The organism is Flavobacteriaceae bacterium GSB9, from assembly GCA_022749295.1.
Lineage (GTDB): Bacteria > Bacteroidota > Bacteroidia > Flavobacteriales > Flavobacteriaceae > Flavisericum.
Map to the genome: position 1 here is coordinate 515413 of CP062007.1, position 23251 is coordinate 538663.

17 protein-coding genes are annotated in these 23251 nt (G+C 36.4%); 8 read left to right on the plus strand and 9 right to left on the minus strand.

Annotated features, from left to right (window positions below; genetic code table 11):
- Positions 1 to 19 precede the first annotated feature (19 nt).
- The 4 genes from GSB9_00455 to prfB form a co-directional block, all read right to left on the minus strand.
- Complete coding sequence (locus GSB9_00455; protein ID UKM63908.1) at positions 20 to 2572, minus strand: TonB-dependent receptor; 2553 nt, start codon at positions 2570 to 2572, stop codon at positions 20 to 22.
- An 88-nt stretch (positions 2573 to 2660) separates the two neighbouring features.
- Positions 2661 to 3002: an arsenate reductase (glutaredoxin) gene (gene arsC, locus GSB9_00456; protein UKM63909.1), complete on the minus strand. Its 342-nt coding sequence runs from the start codon at positions 3000 to 3002 to the stop codon at positions 2661 to 2663.
- Entirely contained in the window at positions 2999 to 3619 is a 621-nt protein-coding gene (locus GSB9_00457) for an HAD family phosphatase (protein ID UKM63910.1), read from the minus strand. Before GSB9_00457 ends, arsC begins: the two co-directional genes overlap by 4 nt.
- 3 nt (positions 3620 to 3622) lie before the next feature.
- A protein-coding gene (prfB, locus tag GSB9_00458) for a peptide chain release factor 2 (GenBank protein ID UKM63911.2) occupies positions 3623 to 4733 on the minus strand; the annotation gives its coding sequence in 2 pieces (ribosomal slippage) (positions 3623 to 4669 and positions 4671 to 4733; 1110 coding nt in all).
- 144 nt (positions 4734 to 4877) lie between these two features.
- Here prfB and GSB9_00459 point away from each other — a divergent pair.
- A complete protein-coding gene (locus GSB9_00459; GenBank protein UKM63912.2) occupies positions 4878 to 5894 on the plus strand; it encodes an aminotransferase class I/II-fold pyridoxal phosphate-dependent enzyme in 1017 nt (338 codons plus the stop codon).
- A gap of 1 nt (position 5895) precedes the next feature.
- Here the strand turns inward: GSB9_00459 and GSB9_00460 are convergent, their stop codons facing one another.
- The gene (locus GSB9_00460; protein UKM63913.1) at positions 5896 to 6219 is read right to left on the minus strand and encodes a YbaB/EbfC family nucleoid-associated protein; all 324 of its coding nucleotides are present in this window, start codon (positions 6217 to 6219) and stop codon (positions 5896 to 5898) included.
- Positions 6220 to 6304: 85 nt separating this feature from the next.
- On the opposite strand from GSB9_00460, the gene GSB9_00461 reads away from it, so the two are divergent.
- The 3 genes from GSB9_00461 (at position 6305) to GSB9_00463 (ending at position 10995) form a co-directional block, all read left to right on the plus strand.
- A complete protein-coding gene (locus tag GSB9_00461) occupies positions 6305 to 8365 on the plus strand; it encodes a S9 family peptidase (GenBank protein UKM63914.1) in 2061 nt (686 codons plus the stop codon).
- 77 nt (positions 8366 to 8442) lie between these two features.
- The gene (locus GSB9_00462; GenBank protein ID UKM63915.1) at positions 8443 to 9483 is read left to right on the plus strand and encodes a cysteine synthase family protein; all 1041 of its coding nucleotides are present in this window, start codon (positions 8443 to 8445) and stop codon (positions 9481 to 9483) included.
- 252 nt (positions 9484 to 9735) lie between these two features.
- Positions 9736 to 10995, plus strand: a complete 1260-nt coding sequence (locus GSB9_00463) for an aminotransferase class I/II-fold pyridoxal phosphate-dependent enzyme (GenBank protein UKM63916.1) — start codon at positions 9736 to 9738, stop codon at positions 10993 to 10995.
- 61 nt (positions 10996 to 11056) lie between these two features.
- Here GSB9_00463 and GSB9_00464 read toward each other — a convergent pair whose 3' ends face one another.
- Together GSB9_00464 and GSB9_00465 are read right to left on the minus strand one after the other, a co-directional pair.
- Positions 11057 to 12178 (minus strand): GNAT family N-acetyltransferase, encoded by a 1122-nt coding sequence (locus tag GSB9_00464; GenBank protein ID UKM63917.1) that lies wholly within the window; start codon positions 12176 to 12178, stop codon positions 11057 to 11059.
- Positions 12179 to 12205: 27 nt separating this feature from the next.
- Entirely contained in the window at positions 12206 to 13219 is a 1014-nt protein-coding gene (locus tag GSB9_00465; protein UKM63918.1) for a transporter, read from the minus strand.
- Positions 13220 to 13366: 147 nt separating this feature from the next.
- On the opposite strand from GSB9_00465, the gene GSB9_00466 reads away from it, so the two are divergent.
- From GSB9_00466 to GSB9_00469, 4 genes are read left to right on the plus strand one after another with little or no spacing between them, the layout of a single operon-like run.
- Positions 13367 to 13633, plus strand: a complete 267-nt coding sequence (locus tag GSB9_00466; protein UKM63919.1) for a DUF4834 family protein — start codon at positions 13367 to 13369, stop codon at positions 13631 to 13633.
- Between the two features lie 31 nt (positions 13634 to 13664).
- Positions 13665 to 16094: a YfhO family protein gene (locus GSB9_00467; GenBank protein UKM63920.1), complete on the plus strand. Its 2430-nt coding sequence runs from the start codon at positions 13665 to 13667 to the stop codon at positions 16092 to 16094.
- 50 nt (positions 16095 to 16144) lie between these two features.
- Complete coding sequence (locus GSB9_00468; protein UKM63921.1) at positions 16145 to 17425, plus strand: glycosyltransferase family 4 protein; 1281 nt, start codon at positions 16145 to 16147, stop codon at positions 17423 to 17425.
- Between the two features lie 2 nt (positions 17426 to 17427).
- Positions 17428 to 18885: a polysaccharide biosynthesis C-terminal domain-containing protein gene (locus GSB9_00469; GenBank protein ID UKM63922.1), complete on the plus strand. Its 1458-nt coding sequence runs from the start codon at positions 17428 to 17430 to the stop codon at positions 18883 to 18885.
- A 100-nt stretch (positions 18886 to 18985) separates the two neighbouring features.
- On the opposite strand, the gene GSB9_00470 is transcribed toward GSB9_00469, so the two are convergent.
- The gene (locus GSB9_00470) at positions 18986 to 20155 is read right to left on the minus strand and encodes a hypothetical protein (protein ID UKM63923.1); all 1170 of its coding nucleotides are present in this window, start codon (positions 20153 to 20155) and stop codon (positions 18986 to 18988) included.
- A gap of 338 nt (positions 20156 to 20493) precedes the next feature.
- Positions 20494 to 23139, minus strand: a complete 2646-nt coding sequence (locus GSB9_00471) for a T9SS type A sorting domain-containing protein (GenBank protein ID UKM63924.1) — start codon at positions 23137 to 23139, stop codon at positions 20494 to 20496.
- Positions 23140 to 23251 lie beyond the last annotated feature (112 nt).

The following is a 23251-nucleotide window of genomic DNA, read 5'->3' on the forward strand; positions in this document are numbered from 1 at the left end:
TTTAGGTTTTCTTTTTCATTTATTGTCCAAACTCCATATCATCATCGCCGCCACCGTTTTGGTCACCTCTACGGCCATTGCGTTGCTTTTGTTGGTTAAATCGGTATCTAAACGATAAGTTTACCTGGCGCTGCCTCCATTGCGATTCGTTATAAACTTGGTATGTTTCTTCGGTGGTTAAACTTTTTCGCTTTCGTGAGTTTAATAAATCCCTTACGTTAAGTGAGATGGTGGCATTATCATTAAAAACTTCTTTACTAAAAGCTAAGTCAATTGAAAGGATGCCTTTATTCTCGCTTTGGGCATTTTCATTTGCACCTCGATAAAAGGCATTAGTTTGCCAATCGATTTTAGCGGGTAAGGTTACTTTGCTGCTCAAGCGTGCAAACCAACTGGTGTTTTTGTAGCCATAATCGCGTCCATTAAATTCGCCTTCGTTTTCAAATTGAAACACATTGAAACTGGAGTTTAATCTCAACCATTTGTTGGGGTTATAAAGTATACCAAATTCGCCACCTGTTCTTTTTTTAGTGGAAAGGTTAACTGGAATTCTTCTAACAATATCTATTTTATCATCTGTTTGTTGCCCAGTATTTTCCAAAATAAATTCAAATGAATCGGTTTCATGTTGGTAATAAACAGAAGTGGTGAGCGTCAATTTATCCCAGCGTTTTAGATAGCCCAGATCAAAAGCACTAGCAAATGCCGGGTTTAGGTTCGGGTTACCCTGAAATACATTTGTCCTACTGGAACGCGACGGAAATGGGTTGATAAACCAGCCACGAGGCCTGTTAATTCTTCGGTTGTATCCTAACGTAATACTTTCCTCTGAATCTGTGTCGTTTCCTCCTAAGTTATAAATGAGATTCAAAGTAGGGAAGAGGCCTAAATAGTTTTTGTCGAAATCGGTATCGATAGGAAACTCGTAATAGTCTTCTAATTGTTGGTCTGTTAGTTTGGAATCAATCTTACCTTTTAACTGTGTGTGCTCTAAACGTAAACCTAATAGGAACGAAAACTTTCCAAATTTGGTGCCGTATTGAGAGTAAAGCGCATTTACATTTTCGGAGTAATCAAAAATATTGGAAATGGTATCGTTTACAAAAAAGCTATTATTATCAATATTTTCTTGTTGCAAGATATAGTCACTTAGGTCGTTTTCAAAATTACCGCGGTAACCTGCTTCAAACCTTGTATTTTCGCCAATAGGCAATACATAATCTACTTGAAACAAATATTCTTTTTCATCTTCAATTTCTTTTATTTTTTCGTCTTTAAAGGGTGTGGGGTTTGTTTGGTCGGTAAAAATATAATCTTCATGTATCGAGGTTATCTGTTCTTCCGAACCCGTTTCATATTGAAAATCAGCCGTTAATTCGTGACCAGAATTATCAAATTTTGTAATGTAGTTAAGTGCAAATTGGTAGTTGTTACCGGCTTCGTCTTGTTTTTCCTTTCTCAAAGTTTCTTCAACAATGCTTCCGCCATTAAAGCGTTCGCTAGTATTGGTTGATAAATCGGCATCTTCACCATATCTGTAAAATATACTACCAGTTATAGAGGTTTTCTTTGAAAGGAAATACTCCATACCAAAACTGGCATTGTAGTTTCTATTTAAACGGGTTACTTTTTGATCTTCTACAATCCTTTCATAATCAGGAGATGTTACCACACCATCTTCTATTTTATCAAAATATTCAGTGTCGTTGAAGCTATTTCGGGGAGAATCAAAATACCTAAACCCTAAGTTAGAAAACAGGTTGAATTTTTCGGTACGGTAATTTAGGTTTGCAGAAACCCCTGCATTATCAGGGTTACCAACCGTTAAGTTTAACGAGCCGTTAAACCCTAAAGTTTCCTTTTGCCGAAGAATAATATTCAAAATACCTGCCGTACCCTCGGCATCGTATCTTGCAGAAGGTGAGGTGATGACTTCTACACGTTCAATGGCTTCGGCTGGTAGCTGACTCAAAACATTGGTGTCGCCAAAACCTGCCATGGCCGAAGGTTTTCCGTTTATTAAAATTCTAACATTTTCGTTACCCCTTAGGCTAATACCACCCTCAATATCGACAGCAACCGATGGGACATTGTTAAGTGCATCACTTACTGTGCCACCAGCAGTGGTAAGGTCTTTGCCAATGTTGTATATTTTTTTGTCGAGTTTTATTTCAACGGTTGTTTTTTCGGCAATAACTTCAACGGCATCAAGAGCCTCCAAATTTATTTCTAAAGGAATGGTGCCCAAATCTATGTCTTCCGACAAGCTTTTGTTTTGAAGCGTGATTTTTTTATAAGAGATGTATTCGAAAGTAATGTCGTAAAGCCCACTAGGTACCGAAATATTAAACTTGCCGTCAATGTCGGTTATTCCGCCTTCAACAATTTCACTCTTCTTTTTGCTAAAAAATGCTACTGTGGCGTATTCCAACGGCTGTTGGGTTTCTTTATCAATAACTTTCCCTGTTATGTTTATTTTGCGATCGTTTGGTAAACCAGGATTTTTAGGTTGAGCAAGTATAGTGTTTAAAAAAATAAAAAACACAAAAGACGTAATGATTGTTTTCGGCATGGTCAGTTTTTAAGTTTTAGACCTTAAAGGCAAACCAAAGTTTAATCTGAACCTGTTAAATAAAAGTTAAAGAAAAATAGAGGGTTTGTTATATTATATCTTGAATTTTCTCTGTTGGCCTGCCTATAACCGCTTTTTTTCCATTTATAACTATCGGGCGTTCTATAAGTTTAGGGTTTTGTGCCATTGCGGTAATAATTTCGGCATCGCTTAGTTCTTTTCCTTTGTAATTTTCTTTCCAAATGGCTTCGTTTTTTCGCACTAAATTAATTGGTTTGATATTCAATAGTGCGATTATTTTTTTGAGTTCGCCTTCAGAAGGTGGATTTTCCAAATATTTTACAATTTCAAAGTCTTTTCCGGAATCTTCAATAAGGGCTAAGCCTTGTCTGGATTTTGTACATCTATTATTGTGGTATATTGTGATCATTGTAAATTTATATTTAAGTTTTTTAATTCTTTTTTTAGTTGCTCGGGGTTTTTAAAGTGAATGCCATGAATACCCAAGGCATTGGCTGCTTCAATGTTTCTTAAATTATCGTCAATAAAAATCGCTTTTTCTGGATTTATGCTGAAACGCTTTAAGGTGATGTCGTAGATTTCCCTAAAAGGTTTTCTGGTTTTTTCTTCACCTGAAACCACGATACCTTCAAACCATTGCAGAAATTCAAATCGATTTACCGCAATAGTAAATGTTTCTGAGCTCCAATTGGTTAAGGCAACAATTTTATACAATGGTGTTTCAAGCAGGTTTTTTAGAATATTTACGGTGCCACTAATTTCTCCACCAAGCATCTCTTCCCATTGGCCATAAAACAGTTTGATGTATGCTTCGTACTCTGGGAATTTTTTGACCAAATCTTTGGTGGCCTTAGCCAGCGGGTAACCGGCGTCTTGGTTTTCGTTCCAATCACTGGTACAGATGTTTTCTAAAAACCATTTCGTTTTTTGTTTATCGCCATTAAAGGCTTTTAAAAAAACATACTCTGGGTTCCAATCAATTAAAACGCCACCCAAATCAAAAATAATGGTATCTATTTTACTCATAATTTATAGGGTGGAGGAGTCTTCTTCTTTTTGTCCCATCATCATTAAATACGATTTTAGAAATTCATCAATATTGCCATCCATCACAGCGTCAACATTACCCGTTTCGTGTCCCGTTCTAACATCTTTTACGAGTTTGTAGGGATGCATCACATAGTTTCTAATTTGACTGCCCCATTCAATTTTCATTTTACTGGCTTCAATATCTTCGCGATGCTCCATTTGTTTTTGTAGCTCAATTTCGTATAACTGTGATTTAAGCATTTGCATGGCTCGAGCACGGTTGTCATGTTGTGAGCGTGTTTCGGAACATGAAATTTGAATTCCCGTTGGTTTATGCGTCAATTGCACTTTGGTTTCAACCTTGTTTACGTTTTGTCCGCCTGCACCACTGGAGCGTGCTGTTGTAATTTCAATATCAGCAGGGTTGATTTCAATTTCTATGGAGTCGTCAACAAGTGGATAAACATACACTGAAGCAAAACTAGTGTGTCGTTTGGCATTACTGTCGAACGGAGAAATACGAACTAAGCGATGCACGCCATTTTCGCCTTTTAGCCACCCAAAGGCAAAATCGCCCTCAATTTCTAAGGTTACGGTTTTTATACCGGCGACATCGCCTTCTTGGAAGTTGAGTTCTTTTACTTTAAAGCCATTTTTTTCGGCGTACATTAAGTACATGCGCATGAGCATACTTGCCCAATCACAACTTTCTGTACCACCGGCGCCCGCAGTAATTTGGAGTACAGCGCTCAAGGTGTCCCCTTCATCAGAAAGCATGTTTTTAAACTCTAATTTTTCAATAAGGTCAAGGGCTTTGGCGTACCGGTTTTCAACATCTTCGGCAGTAGCCTCATCTTCCTTAAAAAATTCATAAATGACTTCGAGGTCTTCAACTAATGTTTTTGAATTATTATAGTCTTCAACCCAACTTTTTTTCTCCCTAATGGAACGCATAACCTGTTCGGCTTGCTTGGAATCGTTCCAAAAATTGGGGTCGAACGTTTGTTCTTCTTCGTTTTGAATTTCTATAAGTTTGGCATCTATGTCAAAGATAGTGCCTAAGTTTGTCTAGGCGGGTATTAAGATCTTTAATTTGATCGGATGTTATCATTTCGCAGAATTATTTTTAGCAAAAATAGTATTTTTAATGTGAAATTTGGTTTGTTTTACCACGACTTGTTTTGCCCTTTGTTTAATTACAGTTATTTTCAAAAAATTAAATTAGCCTGCCGAAATTGCAATAGTTTCAAGAATGATAAAAATAGATTTAAGAAGCGATACCGTTACAAAACCTTCCAAAGCCATGTTGGAGGAAATTATGAAAGCCAAAGTTGGAGATGATGTATTTAAGGAAGACCCTACCGTAAATGCGTTGGAGAGTAAAATAGCTAAAATGTTTGGTAAGGAGGAGGCGTTGTTCTTTCCTAGCGGTACTATGGCCAACCAAACGGCTTTAAAACTTCATACACAGCCCGGCGAACAAGTAATTTGTGATAAATATGCACATATTTATAATTACGAGTCGGGTGGTGCCTCTTTTAATAGTGGCGTGTCCTGCAAATTAATTGATGGAAAGCAAGGTATGTTTTCTGCAAATCAAGTTGAGTACGCCATAAACCCCGATGATTACTACTACAGCCAAACCAGTTTGGTTGAAATAGAGAATACCACAAATAAAGGTGGTGGAGCGTGCTGGGATTTTAATGAAATACTTAAAATTAAGACGGTTTGTGATAAAAATAGTTTAGGATTTCATTTAGATGGTGCCCGTTTGTGGCATGCCTTGGTGGCAAAGAACGAAACGCCTAAGCAATATGGTGACGTTTTTGATACGATATCGGTGTGTTTGAGTAAAGGTTTGGGGTGTCCCGTTGGTTCGGTTTTAATAGGCGATTCAAACATTATGGAAAATGCCATTAGAATTCGAAAGTTGTTTGGTGGCAACATGCGCCAAGCTGGTTATTTGGCTGCTGCCGGGCTTTACGCTCTGGATAATAATGTAGAAAGATTAGCAGAGGACCATAAAAAAGCGAAAGAAATAGGAGACCTTCTGGCAAATTTACCTTTTATAAAAAACATAGAACCCATTGAAACCAATATTGTTGTTTTCGAAGTTAATGAGAACATTGATGAAAAAGCCTTTGTTCAAAAATTAGCAAACAAAAACATACATATTATTTCAATGGGTGGAGGGAAATTACGTATGGTAACACATCTTGATTATACCGATAAAATGCATGAAACACTCTTAAAAGTATTAAAATCGCTATAGTTTATTTAAATAAATCCATCCCCGGAATATTTGGCATGCCAGCTTTGGCAACAGCACCCAGTTCGGCTTCGTTTACTTTTGTAGCCTTTTCAATGGCTTTGTTTAGGGTTAAGATTAGGTAATCTTCAAGTTGTTCTTTGTCTTCGAGCAATTCGTCGTCCATTTCAATGGATTTTATGGTTCTGTTGGCAGTTAAGGTAATTTTTAGTTTGCCGTCGTTACTCGTTTCGTCAACTAAAACGGAGTCTAATCGTTTTTTGGTTTCTTCAACTTTTTGTTGGGTTTCTTTAAGTTTGCCCATCATATTCATCATATCTCCAAACATATCTTTTTAATTTAATGTTATCATGCAAAACTATTTAATTTTTCTATTTTTGAGCCCTTAAAATTTAAGAATAAAACCTTCACTTTTGAAAAATACAGTTCAGGCACCAATTGCAAAAAAAATACCAAAAAAAATAAGTATTCACAACGATACAAGGGTTGATAATTACTATTGGCTTAATGAAAGGGAAAACCCAGAGGTTATTGATTACCTTAATGCCGAAAATGATTACACCAAGCTGATGATGCAGCATACCGAACCGTTGCAGAAGCAGTTATTTGAAGAAATGAAGGCTAGAATTAAGGAGGATGATACCTCTGTGCCTTACAAACTTAATGGTTATTGGTATGTAACCCGTTTTAAAAAAGGTAAGGATTATCCGGTTTATGCTCGAAAAAAAGAAACTTTAGACGCACCTGAAGAAATTTTATTTGATTGTAACGAAATGGCAAAAGGGCATGCCTACTTTAATATGGGAGGCATTGCCATTAGTCCAGATAATACCATGGCAGCTTTTTCTATCGATACGGTAAGTAGGAGGCAGTACAATATTCAAGTAAAGAACTTGATAACAGGAGAGATTTACACCGATAAAATATTGAATACTACCGGAAGCGTGGTTTGGGCAAACGATAACAAAACCCTGTTTTATGCCATGAAAGACGAAGTGACTCTGAGGTCACACAAAATTTTTAAGCATAAACTGGAAGATGATTTAAGTAAAGACAAAGAGGTTTATCATGAAAAAGACGAAACTTTCCATACGTTTGTTTATAAGTGCAAGTCTAAAAAATATATAATTATAGGTTCTTCAAGTACGCTTTCTTCAGAGTATAGAATTTTAAATGCCGATAACCCCGATGGCGATTTTAGAGTGTTTCAAAACCGCATAAGTAATTTAGAATACTCCATTTCACATTATGGCGATAGTTTTTATGTGCTTTCTAATGCAGAGGGAGCTTCTAACTTTAAACTTTCAAAAACCAACGAAAATACGACCGAAAAAAAATATTGGAGCGATGTTATTCCACACCGAATGGAAGTGCTTCTTGAAGATATTGAAATATTCAAAAATTATTTGGTGGTGAACGAACGTGAAAACGGACTCAATAATTTACGAATTATGAGATGGGACAGTACCGAAGATTATTATTTGCCATTTGAGTCGGAAACTTATACCGCTTATATGGGCAACAACCCAGATTTTGAAAGCCCCGTATTGCGTTACGTGTACAATGGGTTAACGTCGCCAACAGCTGTAATTGACTATAATTTTGAAACCAGAACCAGCGAAATAAAAAAAGAACAGGAAGTTTTAGGAGGAACCTTCAAAAAAGAGAACTACGAGTCAAAACGAATTTGGGCAACAGCTAGAGATGGGGTTAAAATACCAATGTCAATAGTTTATAAAAAAGGCATAAAACTAGACGGCTCAAATCCAGTTTTGCAGTATGCTTACGGTTCTTATGGTTCAACAATAGACCCTTCTTTTTCATCTATTCGGTTAAGTTTATTGGATCGTGGGTTTATTTATGCCATTGCCCATATTAGAGGTGGAGAATACTTGGGAAGAAATTGGTACGAAAACGGAAAATTACTCACTAAAAAAAATACGTTTACCGATTTTGTAGATTGTTCAAAGTATTTGATTTCAGAAAAATATACGTCAAGTAAGCATTTGTATGCTTACGGAGGTTCTGCAGGCGGATTGCTTATGGGTGCTATAATAAACATGAGTCCGGAGCTTTATAATGGCGTTTTGGCGGCTGTACCTTTTGTTGATGTTGTTACGACTATGCTTGATGACTCTATTCCTTTAACTACCGGTGAATATGACGAGTGGGGAAACCCTAACGAAGCTAAATATTATAATTACATGAAATCCTATTCGCCTTATGATAATGTGGAAGCCAAAGCTTATCCTAATATGTTGGTAACCACAGGGCTTCACGATTCGCAAGTGCAATATTGGGAACCCGCAAAATGGGTGGCAAAATTACGAGAGCTAAAAACAGATAATAGCGTATTATTGTTACATACCGATATGGATGCTGGACATGGTGGGGCTTCAGGCCGTTTTGAAAGCTTAAAGGATGTCGCTTTAGAGTATGCCTTTTTATTAGATTTGGAGGGAATTCATGGTTAATAAAAAAAAAAGTTTTATTTTTGTCCGATTTTAGGTTGCATTTCGCACACGTAAAATGCGGCCTGTAAATAGTTTTTATGGAACACAAAAATCAAGTATTTGATAGTTTATTAGATTTAGTGGGCAACACTCCGCTTATTAAACTTAATAGAATAGCTTCCGAATTTGAAGGCGACTTTTATGCAAAGGTAGAATCCTTCAACCCTGGACACTCATCCAAAGACAGAATAGCACTTTACATTATCGAAGAGGCTGAAAAGAAAGGTATTCTTTCGCCTGGCGATACCATAATCGAAACAACTTCTGGTAATACCGGTTTTAGCATAGCTATGGTTAGTATTATTAAAGGTTACGATTGTGTTTTGGCCGTAAGTTCAAAATCCTCTCCCGATAAAATAGATATGCTAAGAACCATGGGGGCTAAAGTTTATGTGTGTCCGGCACATGTAAGCGCAGACGACCCAAGATCTTACTACCAGGTGGCTAAACGCTTGCACGAAGAGATGAAAGGTTCGATTTATATCAATCAATATTTTAATCAATTGAATATTGATGCGCATTATAAGTCCACAGGACCCGAAATATGGAAGCAAACAGAAGGTAAAATAACACATCTTGTGGCTTGTAGTGGAACAGGAGGAACTATTTCTGGTACGGCGAAATACCTAAAGGAACAAAACCCAGACATTAAAATTATAGGCGTAGATGCTTATGGTTCTGTTCTGAAAAAGTATCACGAAACCCGTGAGTTTGACGAAAAGGAAATTTACCCATACAGAATTGAAGGCTTAGGTAAAAATTTAATTCCCACAGCCACCGATTTTGATGTCATTGACGAGTTTGTAAAGGTTACTGATGAAGATAGTGCACACACCGCTCGATTAATTGCCAAAACAGAAGGCATGTTTGTAGGTTATACGTCTGGAGCAGCAACACAAGCATTGTTGCAATTGGGCGAAGTAGGCCAGTTTAAAAAAGACGACTGTGTCGTTGTTATTTATCCAGATCACGGAGCACGATACATGAGCAAAGTGTATAGTGATAAATGGATGAAAGAACAAGGCTTTTTTGATAGCGTTAATGAAGCTGCGGCACAAGATATACAGTATATAAAGTAAACAAGGCTTAAAAACTTTAAAAAGAGATAATATTTGTGTAAATAACAAAATATTGTCTCTTTTTTTATTTTGTCAATAATTGAGCATTAAAAATTATGTTCAGAGCAGATAAATATTTAATTTTGCACCAACTAACTAAGAGCTAAAGGCTTTCTTTGAATTTGCTAAACACATCGTGTTGTTATTCCCTTAAAGCATTTATTTGGTAATAGTTACGTCTTAACTTTAATAGCAATAAGAAGATTATAATAAATGAAAGACTTATTTGAGAAGATTTACAAGGATAAAGGGCCATTAGGAAAATGGGCATCTCAGGCAGAAGGATATTTTGTGTTTCCTAAATTAGAGGGCGAAATTTCAAATCGAATGAAGTTTCAAGGAAAGGAAGTAATCACTTGGAGTATCAATGATTATCTAGGACTTGCTAACCACCCAGAGGTGAGAAAAACAGATGCTGAAGCGGCAGCACAGTATGGCTCGGCTTACCCGATGGGGGCACGAATGATGTCTGGCCACACCGATTTACATGAAAAACTTCAAAACGAATTAGCGGCTTTTGTAAATAAAGAAGCGGCTTACCTTTTAAATTTTGGCTATCAAGGCATGGTTTCGACCATTGATGCGCTTGTAGCAAAAGACGATATAATTGTCTACGATGTAGATGCGCATGCCTGTATTATTGATGGTGTTCGTTTGCACATGGGGAAACGATTTACTTATAAGCATAATGATGTTGAAAGTTTAGAAAAAAATCTTGAGCGTGCCACTAAAATGGCAGAGCAAACTGGAGGTGGTATTTTGGTAATCTCTGAAGGTGTTTTTGGCATGCGCGGTGAGCAAGGACGATTAAAAGAAATAGTTGCGCTTAAGAAAAAATTCAATTTTAGGTTATTTGTAGATGACGCCCATGGTTTTGGAACCTTAGGAGCGACTGGTGCAGGAACAGGAGAAGAGCAAGGTGTTCAAGACGAAATTGATGTTTATTTTGCGACTTTTGCTAAATCATTGGCCAGTACCGGTGCTTTTATTGCTGGTGATCAAGAAATAATAGATTATTTAAAGTATAACCTGCGTTCACAAATGTTTGCCAAATCACTGCAAATGCAGTTGGTAGCAGGGGCGTTGAAGCGTTTGGAAATGTTGAAAACCATGCCTGAGTTGAAAGCTAAACTTTGGGAAAATGTAAACGCTTTACAGTCTGGTTTGAAAGAACGTGGCTTCGATATAGGTACTACCCAAAGTTGTGTAACTCCTGTATACTTAAAAGGAAGTATCCCAGAGGCGATGGCTTTGGTTAAAGATTTACGCGAAAATTACGGCATATTCTGTTCTATAGTTGTTTACCCAGTAATACCTAAAGGAATGATTTTGCTAAGGTTAATCCCTACGGCAACACATACCTTAGAAGATGTTCGTGAAACTTTAGATGCATTTGATGCGATTAGAGAGCGATTACAAAACGGTACTTACAAACGCCTTTCTGCAGCAGTTATGGCTGCGATGGGAGAGTAATAATTCAGTAAGTTCACATAAAGACAAAAAATCCGATTCTTAATAGAATCGGATTTTTTTTTTATGCATAATCTTTTCTAAAGGTTTTCCGTCTTTTAACGACTTTAGGGTCAAAGTGTTTCCAAATTTTTCTTATCGCTTCATTGTCTTCTAGTTCTGGGGTTCTGTAGCAGGTTTCCATACCTTTTTCTTTAAAAGTATTGTAATATTCATTGAATATCACGGCGTGAACACCTTTGTTTTGGTAGTCTGGATGTACGCCTATCAAATAAAAAATAGCCTCTTTATTATGTTTTTTGGCTCGTAAAATATGTATGAAACCGAAAGGAAATAATTTACCGTTCATTTTTTGCAACGCTCTTGAGAATGATGGCATTACTATGGCAAAAGCTATCATGTTGTCGTTCTCGTCAACCACGAATTTTATGTATTCGGGGTTGATGAATTTTATGAACTTCTTTTTAAAATAGGCTTTTTGGATATCGTTAATGGCAACAAATGATGATAGTTTGGCGTAACTGTCGTTAAACAAATCAAACATTTTGTCGGCGTAAGGCATAACCTCGTTAGTAGAAGTGAAATTAAGAGGTTTTAATTTGTACCGTTTTTTTATCAATTCGTTGGCTTTGCGAAAGAACTCAGGCTTTACGTTGGAAAAAGGGAATCTGCTTTCGCAATATGATTTTTCAACTTTGTAGTTTGCAGCCTCGTAATGCTTTATGTAGTATGGATGGTTGTACCATGTTACCATCGAACCAATAGAATCAAATCCTTCAGTTAAAACGCCTACCTTATCCAAATTAGAGAATCCAACAGGGCCTTCAACATATTCTAAGTTGTGTGCTTTGCCAATTTCTTCAACTTTTTCAAACAAAACTTTCGAAACTTCCAAATCATCAATGAAGTCAAACCAGCCAAAACGCATTTTTTTTTGGTTTTGTCCGTTTATTTCAAGCCAATTAACAATGGCGGCAACTCTGCCAACTATTTCATTGTTTTTATAGGCTAGAAACAGTCTAGCCTCAGCATCTTTAAAAACGGGGTTTTCGGTTTTGTCAAAGGTCTTTATTTCCTGACTTATAATGGGAGGCACCCAATATCTTGAACCTTTGTATAGTTTAAATGGAAATTTAACAAAAGCTTTTAAGTCTTTTTTTGTCTGTACTTCTTTTAGTGTTACCATGGTTAAGGCAATAGCTTATAGGTTGGTTTAGTTGAAATCTATATCGGCTTTTCTTCTTCTGTTCAAAGAATCGTCTGTTTTACTTTTGTTTTTCCTTTTTCTGTTTTTTCCACTTCTATTGTTTTTGCGCTCCAGAGCATCTTTGGCAGAGGTGCCATTGTCAATTTCTTTGTCTTTATGGAAATCCAAACGATAAGAAGCGCCTAGGCTTACATTAAAAACCGAAGGCGTGTCTTTGGTGTTAAACGTCAATGCGGTATCTAGTTGAAAATCTTTACCTAACAAATATGCGCCTCCAAAACGAAACAGGTTATCGGCATAAAAATCACTTTTAATACCTTGTGTTTCGCCAAAAATAACCCATTTTGGACTGAATGAGTGTGTTAGTGTCAAAATATATTGAAAGTCAGATTGGTCTGTGCCAATCCTGTCTTTAATTAAATTCATAACAAATACCCAGCCGCCAGAAAAATTGTTTTGCGTTGCAATCATCACTTTAGGGCTAAATCCTTCAATGCCCGGAGCGGTGTAAGGGTTGTTTTTAGTATCGTAATTTGCTCCCGCATAGATAGAAACGGCAGGAATAAGCGATTTCCATTTAAACCGCCTGTTGGCTTTCCAACTGTAGAGGTTGGGCTTGTCTTCTTCGGCATTTTTGTAGGGGTCGTAGAGCAAATATTTGGCGCCAATAGCTGCAAACCTAAAATTGGCACGGTCTTCTTCGGCATTAAAATTTGAGGCAAACGTTTTGGTGTCGTTTTGGTACGTGCCTTCAATGTTCAGTTCAAGTTCTTCAAAAAACAGACCGTAACGCGCGGCAAAATCAATACCAAAACCAGAAATTTCATATGCTTGATTGGGTGTGCGTTCTTCTTTTAAAATAAAGGGGCCTATTTCAAGTTGGGCCACATTAGTGCCGACAGAGAAAGCACTTCGTGAAACGCCCGGCCGATTAGAGTTTATAACTTCAGTATATTGACAAAAGCCTTGTGTAGTAACAAAGCTCAATAACAAGAATAATGTAGATTTTAATGTATTCATAATACAAGTAGGTTTGCTAAAACATTTAAGGAATTTGGTTAAAAGCATTCCCAAATATAGATATTTTATAGTTTTTTTATCATTTTTCGCATTCAATTAAACGCACATAATCGTATTTTTGTATTGAATAACAAATTATAGTAGAAAATGGGTTTATTAAGAACCATACTTATAATAGCATTAGTTTATTACGGCCTTAAAATATTATCACGCATTTTCGCACCTTATTTGGTAAAGTATGCCGCTAAAAAGGCCGAACAACGTTTTGGGGGGCAATTTGGTGATTTTCAGTCAAGAAAAAACCAAAAGCAGCCTCCAAAAAAAGAGGGTGAAGTTACCATAGATAAAATTCCACAAACAAAAACTTCAAATAAAAATGTGGGAGACTATGTGGATTACGAAGAAATTGATTAATTTCCGACTTCATTTTTCTTAATAAAAATCCATGCAATTTTCTTTTAAAAGATTACTTCCACACATCTTAGTTTTATTAGGGTTTGTAGTCATCGCTTTGGCTTATTTTAATCCTGTTTTGCAAGGCAAAGCCATATATCAAAACGATATTGTTCAGTTTATTGGCATGAGCAAGCAGCAAAAAGATTTCAAAGCCGAAACGGGCGAAGAAACCTACTGGACAAACGCTGCATTTGGAGGTATGCCAACCTATCAATTGGGAGCTAGGTATCCGCATAATTATATTAAAAAATTTGATCTTGCATTGCGGTTTTTACCACGTCCAGCAGATTATTTATTTCTTTACCTTTTAGGGTTTTACATTTTGCTACTTACACTAAAAGTTGATTTTAAATTAGCAGTTTTAGGAGCTTTGGCTTTTGGGTTTTCCACCTACCTGATTATTATTTTGGGTGTTGGGCATAACAGTAAAGCGCATGCTATTGCTTACATGCCATTAGTGATTAGTGGAATCGTTTTGGTATTTAGAAAGAAGTATTTTCTCGGTTTTTTGTTGACTACGATAGCCATGGGCTTGGAATTAGTCGCGAATCATTTTCAAATGACGTATTACCTAATGTTTTTGGTGATTATTTTAGGAATCGCCTACTTGATTGATGCCTATAAAAAAGGATTGTTGTCTCATTATTTTAAATCGGTTGCTATTATGGTTGGCGCCGTAGTGCTTTCCATTGCTTTAAACGCGACCAATATTATGGCTACCAGTGAGTATGTTAAGGAAAGCAAGAGAAGTAAAAGTGAGCTTACTATTAATGCTGATGGTACACCGAAACCGAATGTAACTTCGGGGTTGAGTAAAGATTATATAACACAGTTTAGTTATGGGTTTGCCGAAACGTTTAACTTGTTTATCCCAAGGTTTATGGGGGGCGGAAATGGCGAGGACGTTGGTAAAGACTCGGCAACTTATGAGGCGTTTAGAAAATTAGGGGCAACAACAACCCAGGCTGCTCAGCAGGCTAAGAGAGCGCCCATGTATTGGGGCAACCAACCTATTGTTGAGGCGCCAGCCTACATTGGGGCTGTAGTGTTGTTCTTGTTTGTTTTTGCTTTGTTTTTGGTGAAAGGACGATTGAAATGGTGGCTTGTTGGAGGAACGGTGTTTTCGCTACTCTTGTCTTACGGAAAGAATTTAGGGTTTTTAACCAACTTTTTTATTGACTACGTGCCGCTATACGATAAGTTTAGAGCCGTAACATCCATCCAGGTTATATTGGAACTTTGCGTACCGGTTTTAGCTGTTTTTGGGTTGATGAAGCTTTTTAACAACTACGAAAAAAATGAAGAAAAACTTAAAGCACTAAAATATGCAACGGCTATTTCTGGAGGTTTAGCCTTGTTGTTTTTGCTGTTTAAGTCGTCTCTTTTTGATTTTGTTGGTGCTAATGATGGTTATTATCGCCAAAATTACGGTCAGGCTTTTGTTGATGCTTTAAAAACAGATAGAAAAACGCTTTTCACTCAAGACACATTGAGGAGTTTGGTTTTAGTGTTGCTATCGGCAGGCGCTATTTTTATGTTTTTAAAGAAAAAATGGAAAGAACAATGGGTGGTGGCAGCTTTTGCCATATTGATTTTGTTTGATTTGATTGGAGTTGACCGGCGTTATGTAAATAATGATGATTTTGTGTCGAGCATTGCCATGAGCAAGCCTTTTAATGCTACAGAGATCGATAAACACATTTTAAATGATAAAGGGTATTATCGGGTTTTCGATATGGTCTCTGGGCCATCAAAACCCTCTTATTTCCATAATTCTCTAAATGGGTACAATGCAGCAGAATTGAGGCGTTACAGTGAGGTTTTCGATTTTTATATTTCTAAAAATAACATCAATGTACTCAATATGCTCAATACAAAATATATTGTGGCGCAAGATGAAAAAGGTAATACGTTTCCTTATGAAAACGACAAAGCTAATGGAAGCGCTTGGTTTGTTGAGGAGCTGATAATGGTTGGTTCTGCTGATGAAGAAATTATAGCTTTAGATAGTTTGGATAATAAAAAAAGTGCGGTTTACTCATCTCATAAAGCACTCGAAAAAATAAATGGCATAAAAAAGAAGTTTGCTTTAATTGACACGTTATCGTCAGTTGAAATTCAAAAGGTTGAGCCAAATTATTTAAAGTATAAGTCTAAAAATAAAAACGATGGGTTTGTTGTGTTCTCAGAGGTGTATTATCCAAAGGGTTGGAAAACATTTCTTGACGGTAAAGAAGTTGAGCACATGCGTGTAGACTATATTTTGCGAGGTATGCCTGTTCCAAAAGGTAAGCATGTTATTGAGTTTAAATTTGAACCAGATGTTGTGAAAACCGGAAGTGCAATTTCCTTAGCAGGGTCTATAGTGTTTGGGGTGTTGCTTTTAGTGGGTTTGTTCTATATGTTTAAAAATCAGTAGACTGGTTTAAGGGAGTTCGGGCGTATTAATTTATTCTTTTAGGTTTTTAAATGGGCAAAAACAAAGTTTTAATAATAGCGTATTATTGGCCACCTGCCGGAGGTCCTGGTGTGCAGCGTTGGTTAAAGTTTGTTAAGTATTTGCCAGAGTTTGGGGTAGAACCAATTGTTTATGTGCCAGAAAACCCCAGCTATCCAATAATAGACGAAAGCTTAAATGCTGAAGTGCCAAAAGGGTTAACTATTTTAAAGCACCCGATAAGAGAGCCATACAAGATTGCGAATTTATTTTCAAAAAAATCTTCAAAAACGATTAGCAAGGGAATAATACCCGATAAAAAAAAGCAATCCTTTATTGATAAAACATTGCTCTTTGTGCGTGGTAATTTTTTTATACCAGACGCAAGAGTAGGGTGGGTGGAGCCCTCGGTATACTATCTCTGTGAATACATTAAAAAGGAAGGTATAAAAACCATTTTAACTACCGGTCCACCACATAGCTTGCACCTCATTGGGCTTCGTTTAAAAGAAAAACTTGCTGTTAAATGGCTGGCGGATTTCAGAGATCCATGGACCACTATTGGCTACCACAAGCGATTAAAATTGACAAAGGCTTCTGAAGAAAAGCATAAAAACCTTGAAAAACTTGTTTTGAGCACTGCGGATCAAATTGTGGTAACGAGCTTTGTTACAAAGCTGGAGTTTGGGCAAATTACGGATAAGCCTATTGAAGTAATAACCAATGGCTATGATGATGAAGGGGTGTTGGACTTTAAAATGGATAACAAATTTTCTGTGTCGCATATTGGTTCGCTTTTATCCAAAAGAAATCCAGAGGTTCTCTGGCGTATTTTTTCGGAATTAATAAAGGAAAACAATGGGTTTTCAGAAGATTTTCAGCTTAATTTAATTGGGGCTGTTAGCGAAAGTGTTATAAAATCGATAAAAAATAATGGTTTAGAAAATCATTTAAATGAAGTTGGTTATGTGTCTCATAAAAAGTCGATTAAATTTCAAAAAAAGTCTCAATTATTGTTGCTTATCGAGATAGATTCAGAAGAAACTAAATGCATTATTCCAGGAAAACTATTTGAATATATGGTTTCAAACCGGCCTATAATTGCTTTGGGGCCAGAGGGGTCAGATGTAAAAAGAATTCTTAAGGAAACAAATACCGGGGATTACTTCGGTTACAACGATTACGATTCTTTAAAAAGCCTTATATTAGGTCATTATAAATCATATAAAAACAAGTCCTTGCAGTCGCACCCCATCGGTCTTCAAAAATACCACCGTAGATTTCTAACCCAATCTTTATCTAAGCTATTATAGTAATGGGTATAGTTGCTTTACAGTCCTTTAAAAACGTTGTGTATACGTATTTAGGTTTTTTTATAGGAGCCGTTAACACCCTTTTTCTTTATACAAAATTTTTAAGTGATGAGTATTATGGTATGGTTGGCTATATGCTGTCTTTGGCTTATGTGATTATGCCGCTTATGGCTTTTGGGGTTCATAACACTTTGGTGAAGTTTTATTCGTCTTTTAAAACACGCCTGTCTTTAAACAGTTTTTTAACATTAATGTTGCTTTTGCCTATTGGTGTTATTCTTCCGTTGGTGGCGATTACTTACTTCTCTTACGACGTAATTGGTGGGTTTTTGTCTGAAACCAATGCGATTATAAAAAGTTATTTGTGGCATACCGTTATCATTGCTATTGCTTTGGCTTATTTTGAGGTGTTTTTTGCTTGGGCAAAGGTGCAAATGAAAACCGTGTTCGGTAACTTTATGAAAGAGGTTTTCCATAGGGCAGGAGTAATGGTGCTTCTTTTTGCGCTTCACTTAGAAATTATAAGCGTCGAACAATTTATGGTAGGTTTGGTTATTGTTTATGTCTTGCGAATGTTGGTAATGAAGATATATGCTTTTAGTATTCGGCTTCCGGTGCTTACTTTCAACAAAATTAATGGCCTTAGCGGTATTTTAAAATATTCTTTTTTAATTATTATTGCCGGTTCTATAGCGACTATACTTTTAGATGTGGACAAGGTTATGTTGGGGCAGTATATTGATATCGAACAGATTGCTTACTATAATGTTGCTATATTCATTTCGGCAGTTATTGCTGTGCCACAAAGAGCAATGCATCAAATATTGCTGCCGTTATCGGCTAAATATTTAAATGAGCGGGATTTTGAAGCGTTAGATGATTTGTATAAAAAAAGTTCACTTAACCTATTTGTAGTGGGCGGCTTTATTTTTTTATTGATTGTGCTGAATGTAGATCAATTGTACCGCATTATTCCTGAGGAATTTAGTGGCGGAATGTTTGTTGTTTTTATTATTAGCATTTCTAAGTTATATGATTCTCTTTTGGGGAGCAACAATGCTATTTTGTTTAATAGTGATTATTATAGGATGGTGCTTGTTTTGGGTGTTTTTCTTGTTGTTTTAATGGTGTTGCTCAATATGGTTTTTATTCCGTGGATTGGCATAAATGGGGCCGGGCTTGCAACTTTTTTGGCTGTTTTTATATACAACTCGATTAAGCTCTATTTTGTCTATACTAAGTTTAAAATTTTTCCCTTTACAGTATCTACTCTAAAAATAGGTGCTTTGATTTTAATGAGCCTTTTGTTGTTTTACTTTTGGGACTTTCCGTTTCATCCGTTCGTAAACATAGCTTTAAAATCTGGTTTAATAACCTTGGTCTATGTTTTTATGGTTTTAAAATTTAATTTTTCAGAAGATATATCAGCGGTAATAAAACGCTATTTGAAGATGAAATAAATATGTTTTTTTTTGAAATGTTTCTAAAAACAGAAAACCCCACGATGTTGCTTTGAGGCAAACTTATCGCAGGGCTTTCCAAACTAACCAACCAAAATTGTTATGATCGTCTTCTGCTAACTACCGATCTTGTATTGTTTGTGGAGCTGTTTGTTCTTGCGGCTCTAATATTTCTATTTTGTGTAGCTCTTTTTATGTTTGGTCTTTGAGTTGATTTTGAACTTTTTACTTGTCGATGAGCTACTTGAGTATTTCTTTTTTTGTTAGTGCTTGTATTATATGTACGTCTATTTGATGTTTTTGGTTTATGCGAAATCCTATTATTTTTTGATCTATCATCATTGTTTCTGTTAATCCTTCTGTTAACATTTTCTCTTGTTGTTTTATTATTACTCATTCGAGAATAAGTTCTGTTAGTAGGTGATTGCGTAACCTTATTGTTTCTCCTTGTAACATTACGGTTTACAGGAGTATTATTGCGCTTATTGGTTTTGTTATTACGCCTTACGGTTTTACCTTGAGTGGTATGGCGCCTTGAAACAGCAGTTCTGTTAACTTTTGTTATGTTGCGCTTGCTTCGGTTTACTGTGGCGTAGCTTCGGTTTCTCGCAATGGTATTCCCTCTTCTTCTTGATACAGAAGTTCTAGGTCTGTAATTGTTGTGAAACGGTCTGCGGTAAGTATATCGTACAGGGGTATAATAGCGTCTGTAAGGTCTGTTGTAAACCACACAATAATCATAAGCTGGAACGCTATAGTATCTGTGCCATGGCCTGTATATATAGCTTCTGTTGTAAACGTTTATATAGCCAGTACAATGGGAAAATATGTTACGTCTGTTGTAATGTACATAAAGACCGCCTACACGAGACACGTAACCAAAATTATTGTAGTAGATGTTAATGTTTCCAACCTGACTTATACGTCCGTAATAATCATAAAAAATAGGGGTGTTTTCTATTTGGATAATAGCTCCAAACTCGTCGTACTGTACATACGCGTTATAATCGTAACCAGAATTAAAACTAATGTTAACATGTGGCGAGCCAATAGAAACGCTTAAGTGCGAATTGTTTCTTAAAATATTAAAATCGAATTGTCCATCTGGAAAAACTGAAAATTCAATACCGTTTTCAACAAATATGAAAGAGTTTCCATAACCCCGGTTGTAAAAGGTGGTTTTTGAATGGTCTAAATTGGTCGTTGTGGCTGCATTAGCGGTAAACCCCGTAAGGATTAGCCCAACTAATAAGAATATAAACTTTTTCATAATAATTGTGTTTTAAAAATGTAACTCGCTTAATAATTTACAAACAGCGTGCCAAAAATAAGAATACGTTGTTTTTGGGCTTTAAGATGATGATTGTTAGTAGTTTTAAAATTCAGTGTATAGGTTTGTCTTCAAATAATTAATAACGAAAGACACTACCCATAAAAGAAATTGAGATTATTAAGTGAGATTCATCTTTATATTATAAAAAAATAGATTTTTTTGTGAAGATGTGTGTGAAAGTGATGTGAATTTTATTTTGAGAAGTTCAAGTGTGGTATTTCTAATATGGATTAAAAAAGGGGCAATATTGCCCCTTTTTTTGTTAGTTTTTAATGTTACATAACTAGTAATTTCACAGCTTTGGTGCCTTCTATTGTTTTAACCGTAGCTATCCAAAGGCCTGTGTTAAAGTTAAAATTGGTGTTGGTATATGTTATTACTGTTTTCACTAAAGCACCCGAAATACTGTAAATATTAATTTCGGTTGGAAGTTTTACATCAGAAACATAAATTCTATTTCCAATAGCTCTAACGCTTGAAGATACCTTTGAAACTTGCCCGGCTTTATCTATGCTCAGCGTATAATCTGGGTTAACGTATAAATCTGTAGGAACTTCTAAGCCTGTCAAAATATAGGCTGCATTTCTCCACATAGTTAGTGCTTCCGAAGATATGTTTTCGCCGTCACCGTTAACAATAGCACCGTAGCTTAATGAAAATGCGAAAGCATCAACATTAAGAACATCGTTAAGGTTTTCTCCTAATTGAGTTCCCTCTGGCCAAAAATTAAATACTACGGCTTTGTCAGCAACTGAAACTTCATCAACCGTTGCTAGCAAAGAGCCGGAGGTAGAGATGTCTAGCTCATTTATTATTTCAATGGCTTTGTTGCCACCATCTGTACCATCGCTTTGTGAAGTTTCTGCCAATAGTCTAATTTGATTACTGCTATTAAAATCAATTCCACTAAATAAATCGTGGTTTTGGTTTTCTGGTAATACTGTTACAGATAGGTTTTGAGTGTCTACATTAATGGCATTAGCGTCTGTAACAGCCCTGCTGTCTCTAAAGGTGCTAGATTTGTTATAGATAATAGGTGTTTGTATATCTCTAACCCCAAGTTTCCCACCTGGCTTAAAAAAGTCGCCTCCTGAACTTAGCGTTTCTTGTGCAATTACAAGATCGAAAAAACCAGGGTCAATAATTTGAAGTCCATGATTATAAGTTTCAATATAAGTCACCTCAAAATTACCATCGGCTTCAAGCATCCTAATTATAGGGTCATCACCGGGTGTTGATACCTCTGGGGTAGGTGCGTCAACACCTTTTTGGTTAAGATATAAAACTTGTTTGTGTAACGCTGGATTATCATATAATTCGTTGGGAATTGGCACGTTTGTTAACATATAAGCTGCATTTCTCCAAATGGTAAGTGCCTCGGCCGTTATATTGGTTCCTTTTCCTTTTACCAAAGCTCCATAGCTGAATGATAAGGCCACGGCATCAACTTGAAGCTGATCTGTTGCTGCTTCACCCAACTGGGTCCCAGCAGGAAGATAATTGACAACAAAGGCTTTTTGTGGATCGGTAACTTCGTTTACAGTAGCCAATAAAGTGTTAGGCGTAGAAATTTCTAAATCATTAAGTACATCAATAGCTTTGTTTCCGCCAGGAGAGCCATCATCATTTGCCAATTCATAAGTAATTCTAACCTGGTCTCCTCCTGAAAAATCAATACCACTAAATATATCATGGCCTTGGTTGGCTTCAGGTACGGTAATAAAAAAGTTTTGGGTAGCTGATACTACTGCATCAGCATCGGTAACAGCTTTACCATCTGTAAAGGCCCATGTTTTATTGTAAATGATGGGAACAGATACGTTTTTTACGCCAAGTGGCCCTTCAGGAGTAAATAATCCGGCATCAGAGCTAATGGTTTCTTGAGCTACAATTAAATCGAACTCTGTAAGGTCGTTAGGTATAGCACTCCCATCGGCAGGCGTTTCCACGTAAGTAACAGTAAAATGTTGGTCAAACTCCAACATTCTAACTACGGGGTCGTAACCTGGAGCTGAACCTCCACCATCACCAGGGTCAACACCAGTTTGGTTTACATAAAGTACGTTCATTGCTGTTTCAGGGTTGTAATATAATTCCTCTGGAACAACTAGACCAGTCAATAGATATGCAGCATTTCTCCAGATAGTTAGAGCTTCAGACGATATATTTTTACCGTCATTTCTAACTAAAGCGCCATATTTAAATGGTAAGGCAACCGCATCAACTAGTAACTGGTCATCAGGGTTTTCGCCTAATTGCGTTCCTGCGGGAAAATAGTTTATTGCCATTGCCTTTTCTGGATTTATAATCTCGGGAACCGTTGCTAACAATGTATTTGGATCAGAAATGTCCAAGTAGTTGATAATCTCAATGGAGTTATTACCTAATTCAGATCCATCACCATTAGACAGTTCGTAGTGTATTCTAATTTGTTCTCCTCCTGAAAAGTTAATACCGCTGAAAATATCATGGTCTTGATTAGCTTGAGGTACGGTAATAAACAAATTCTGAGTGCTCTCAGCAACAGCGTCCACATCAGTAACAGCTTTGCCATCTCGGAAGGCTCCTGATTTATTGTATATAATGGGTACAGTAACATTTTTTATGCCTAATAAACCATTTGGTTTAAAAAGGTCGGCACCCGAAACTATATTTTCTTGAGCAATAATCAAGTCAAATCCGGTAATTTCTGGTAAATCACTTCCATCTTGGCTCGTTTCAATGTATGTTACATCAAAGTTAGGGTCTTCTTGTAGCATTTTAATTACAAAATCTTCGCCAGGGTCAGATGGTAGTGATGAAGAGGCTCCTACACCTGTTTGATTTACATATAAAACCTGCTTGGCTTGAGCATTCAGTTGAATAGGTAAAACAATTCCTAGTATAATAAAGAGAAAAAGTCTTAAGTTTTGTTGTTTCATGTTAGTTTTTGTTTAATTGGGTTTTAGTGTTTTTATAGAAAAAACTGTGGTTCTTTTAAAAATAAACCCTTAAAATTAACTATTTGGTAATAATTTGTTCAAAATATTGATC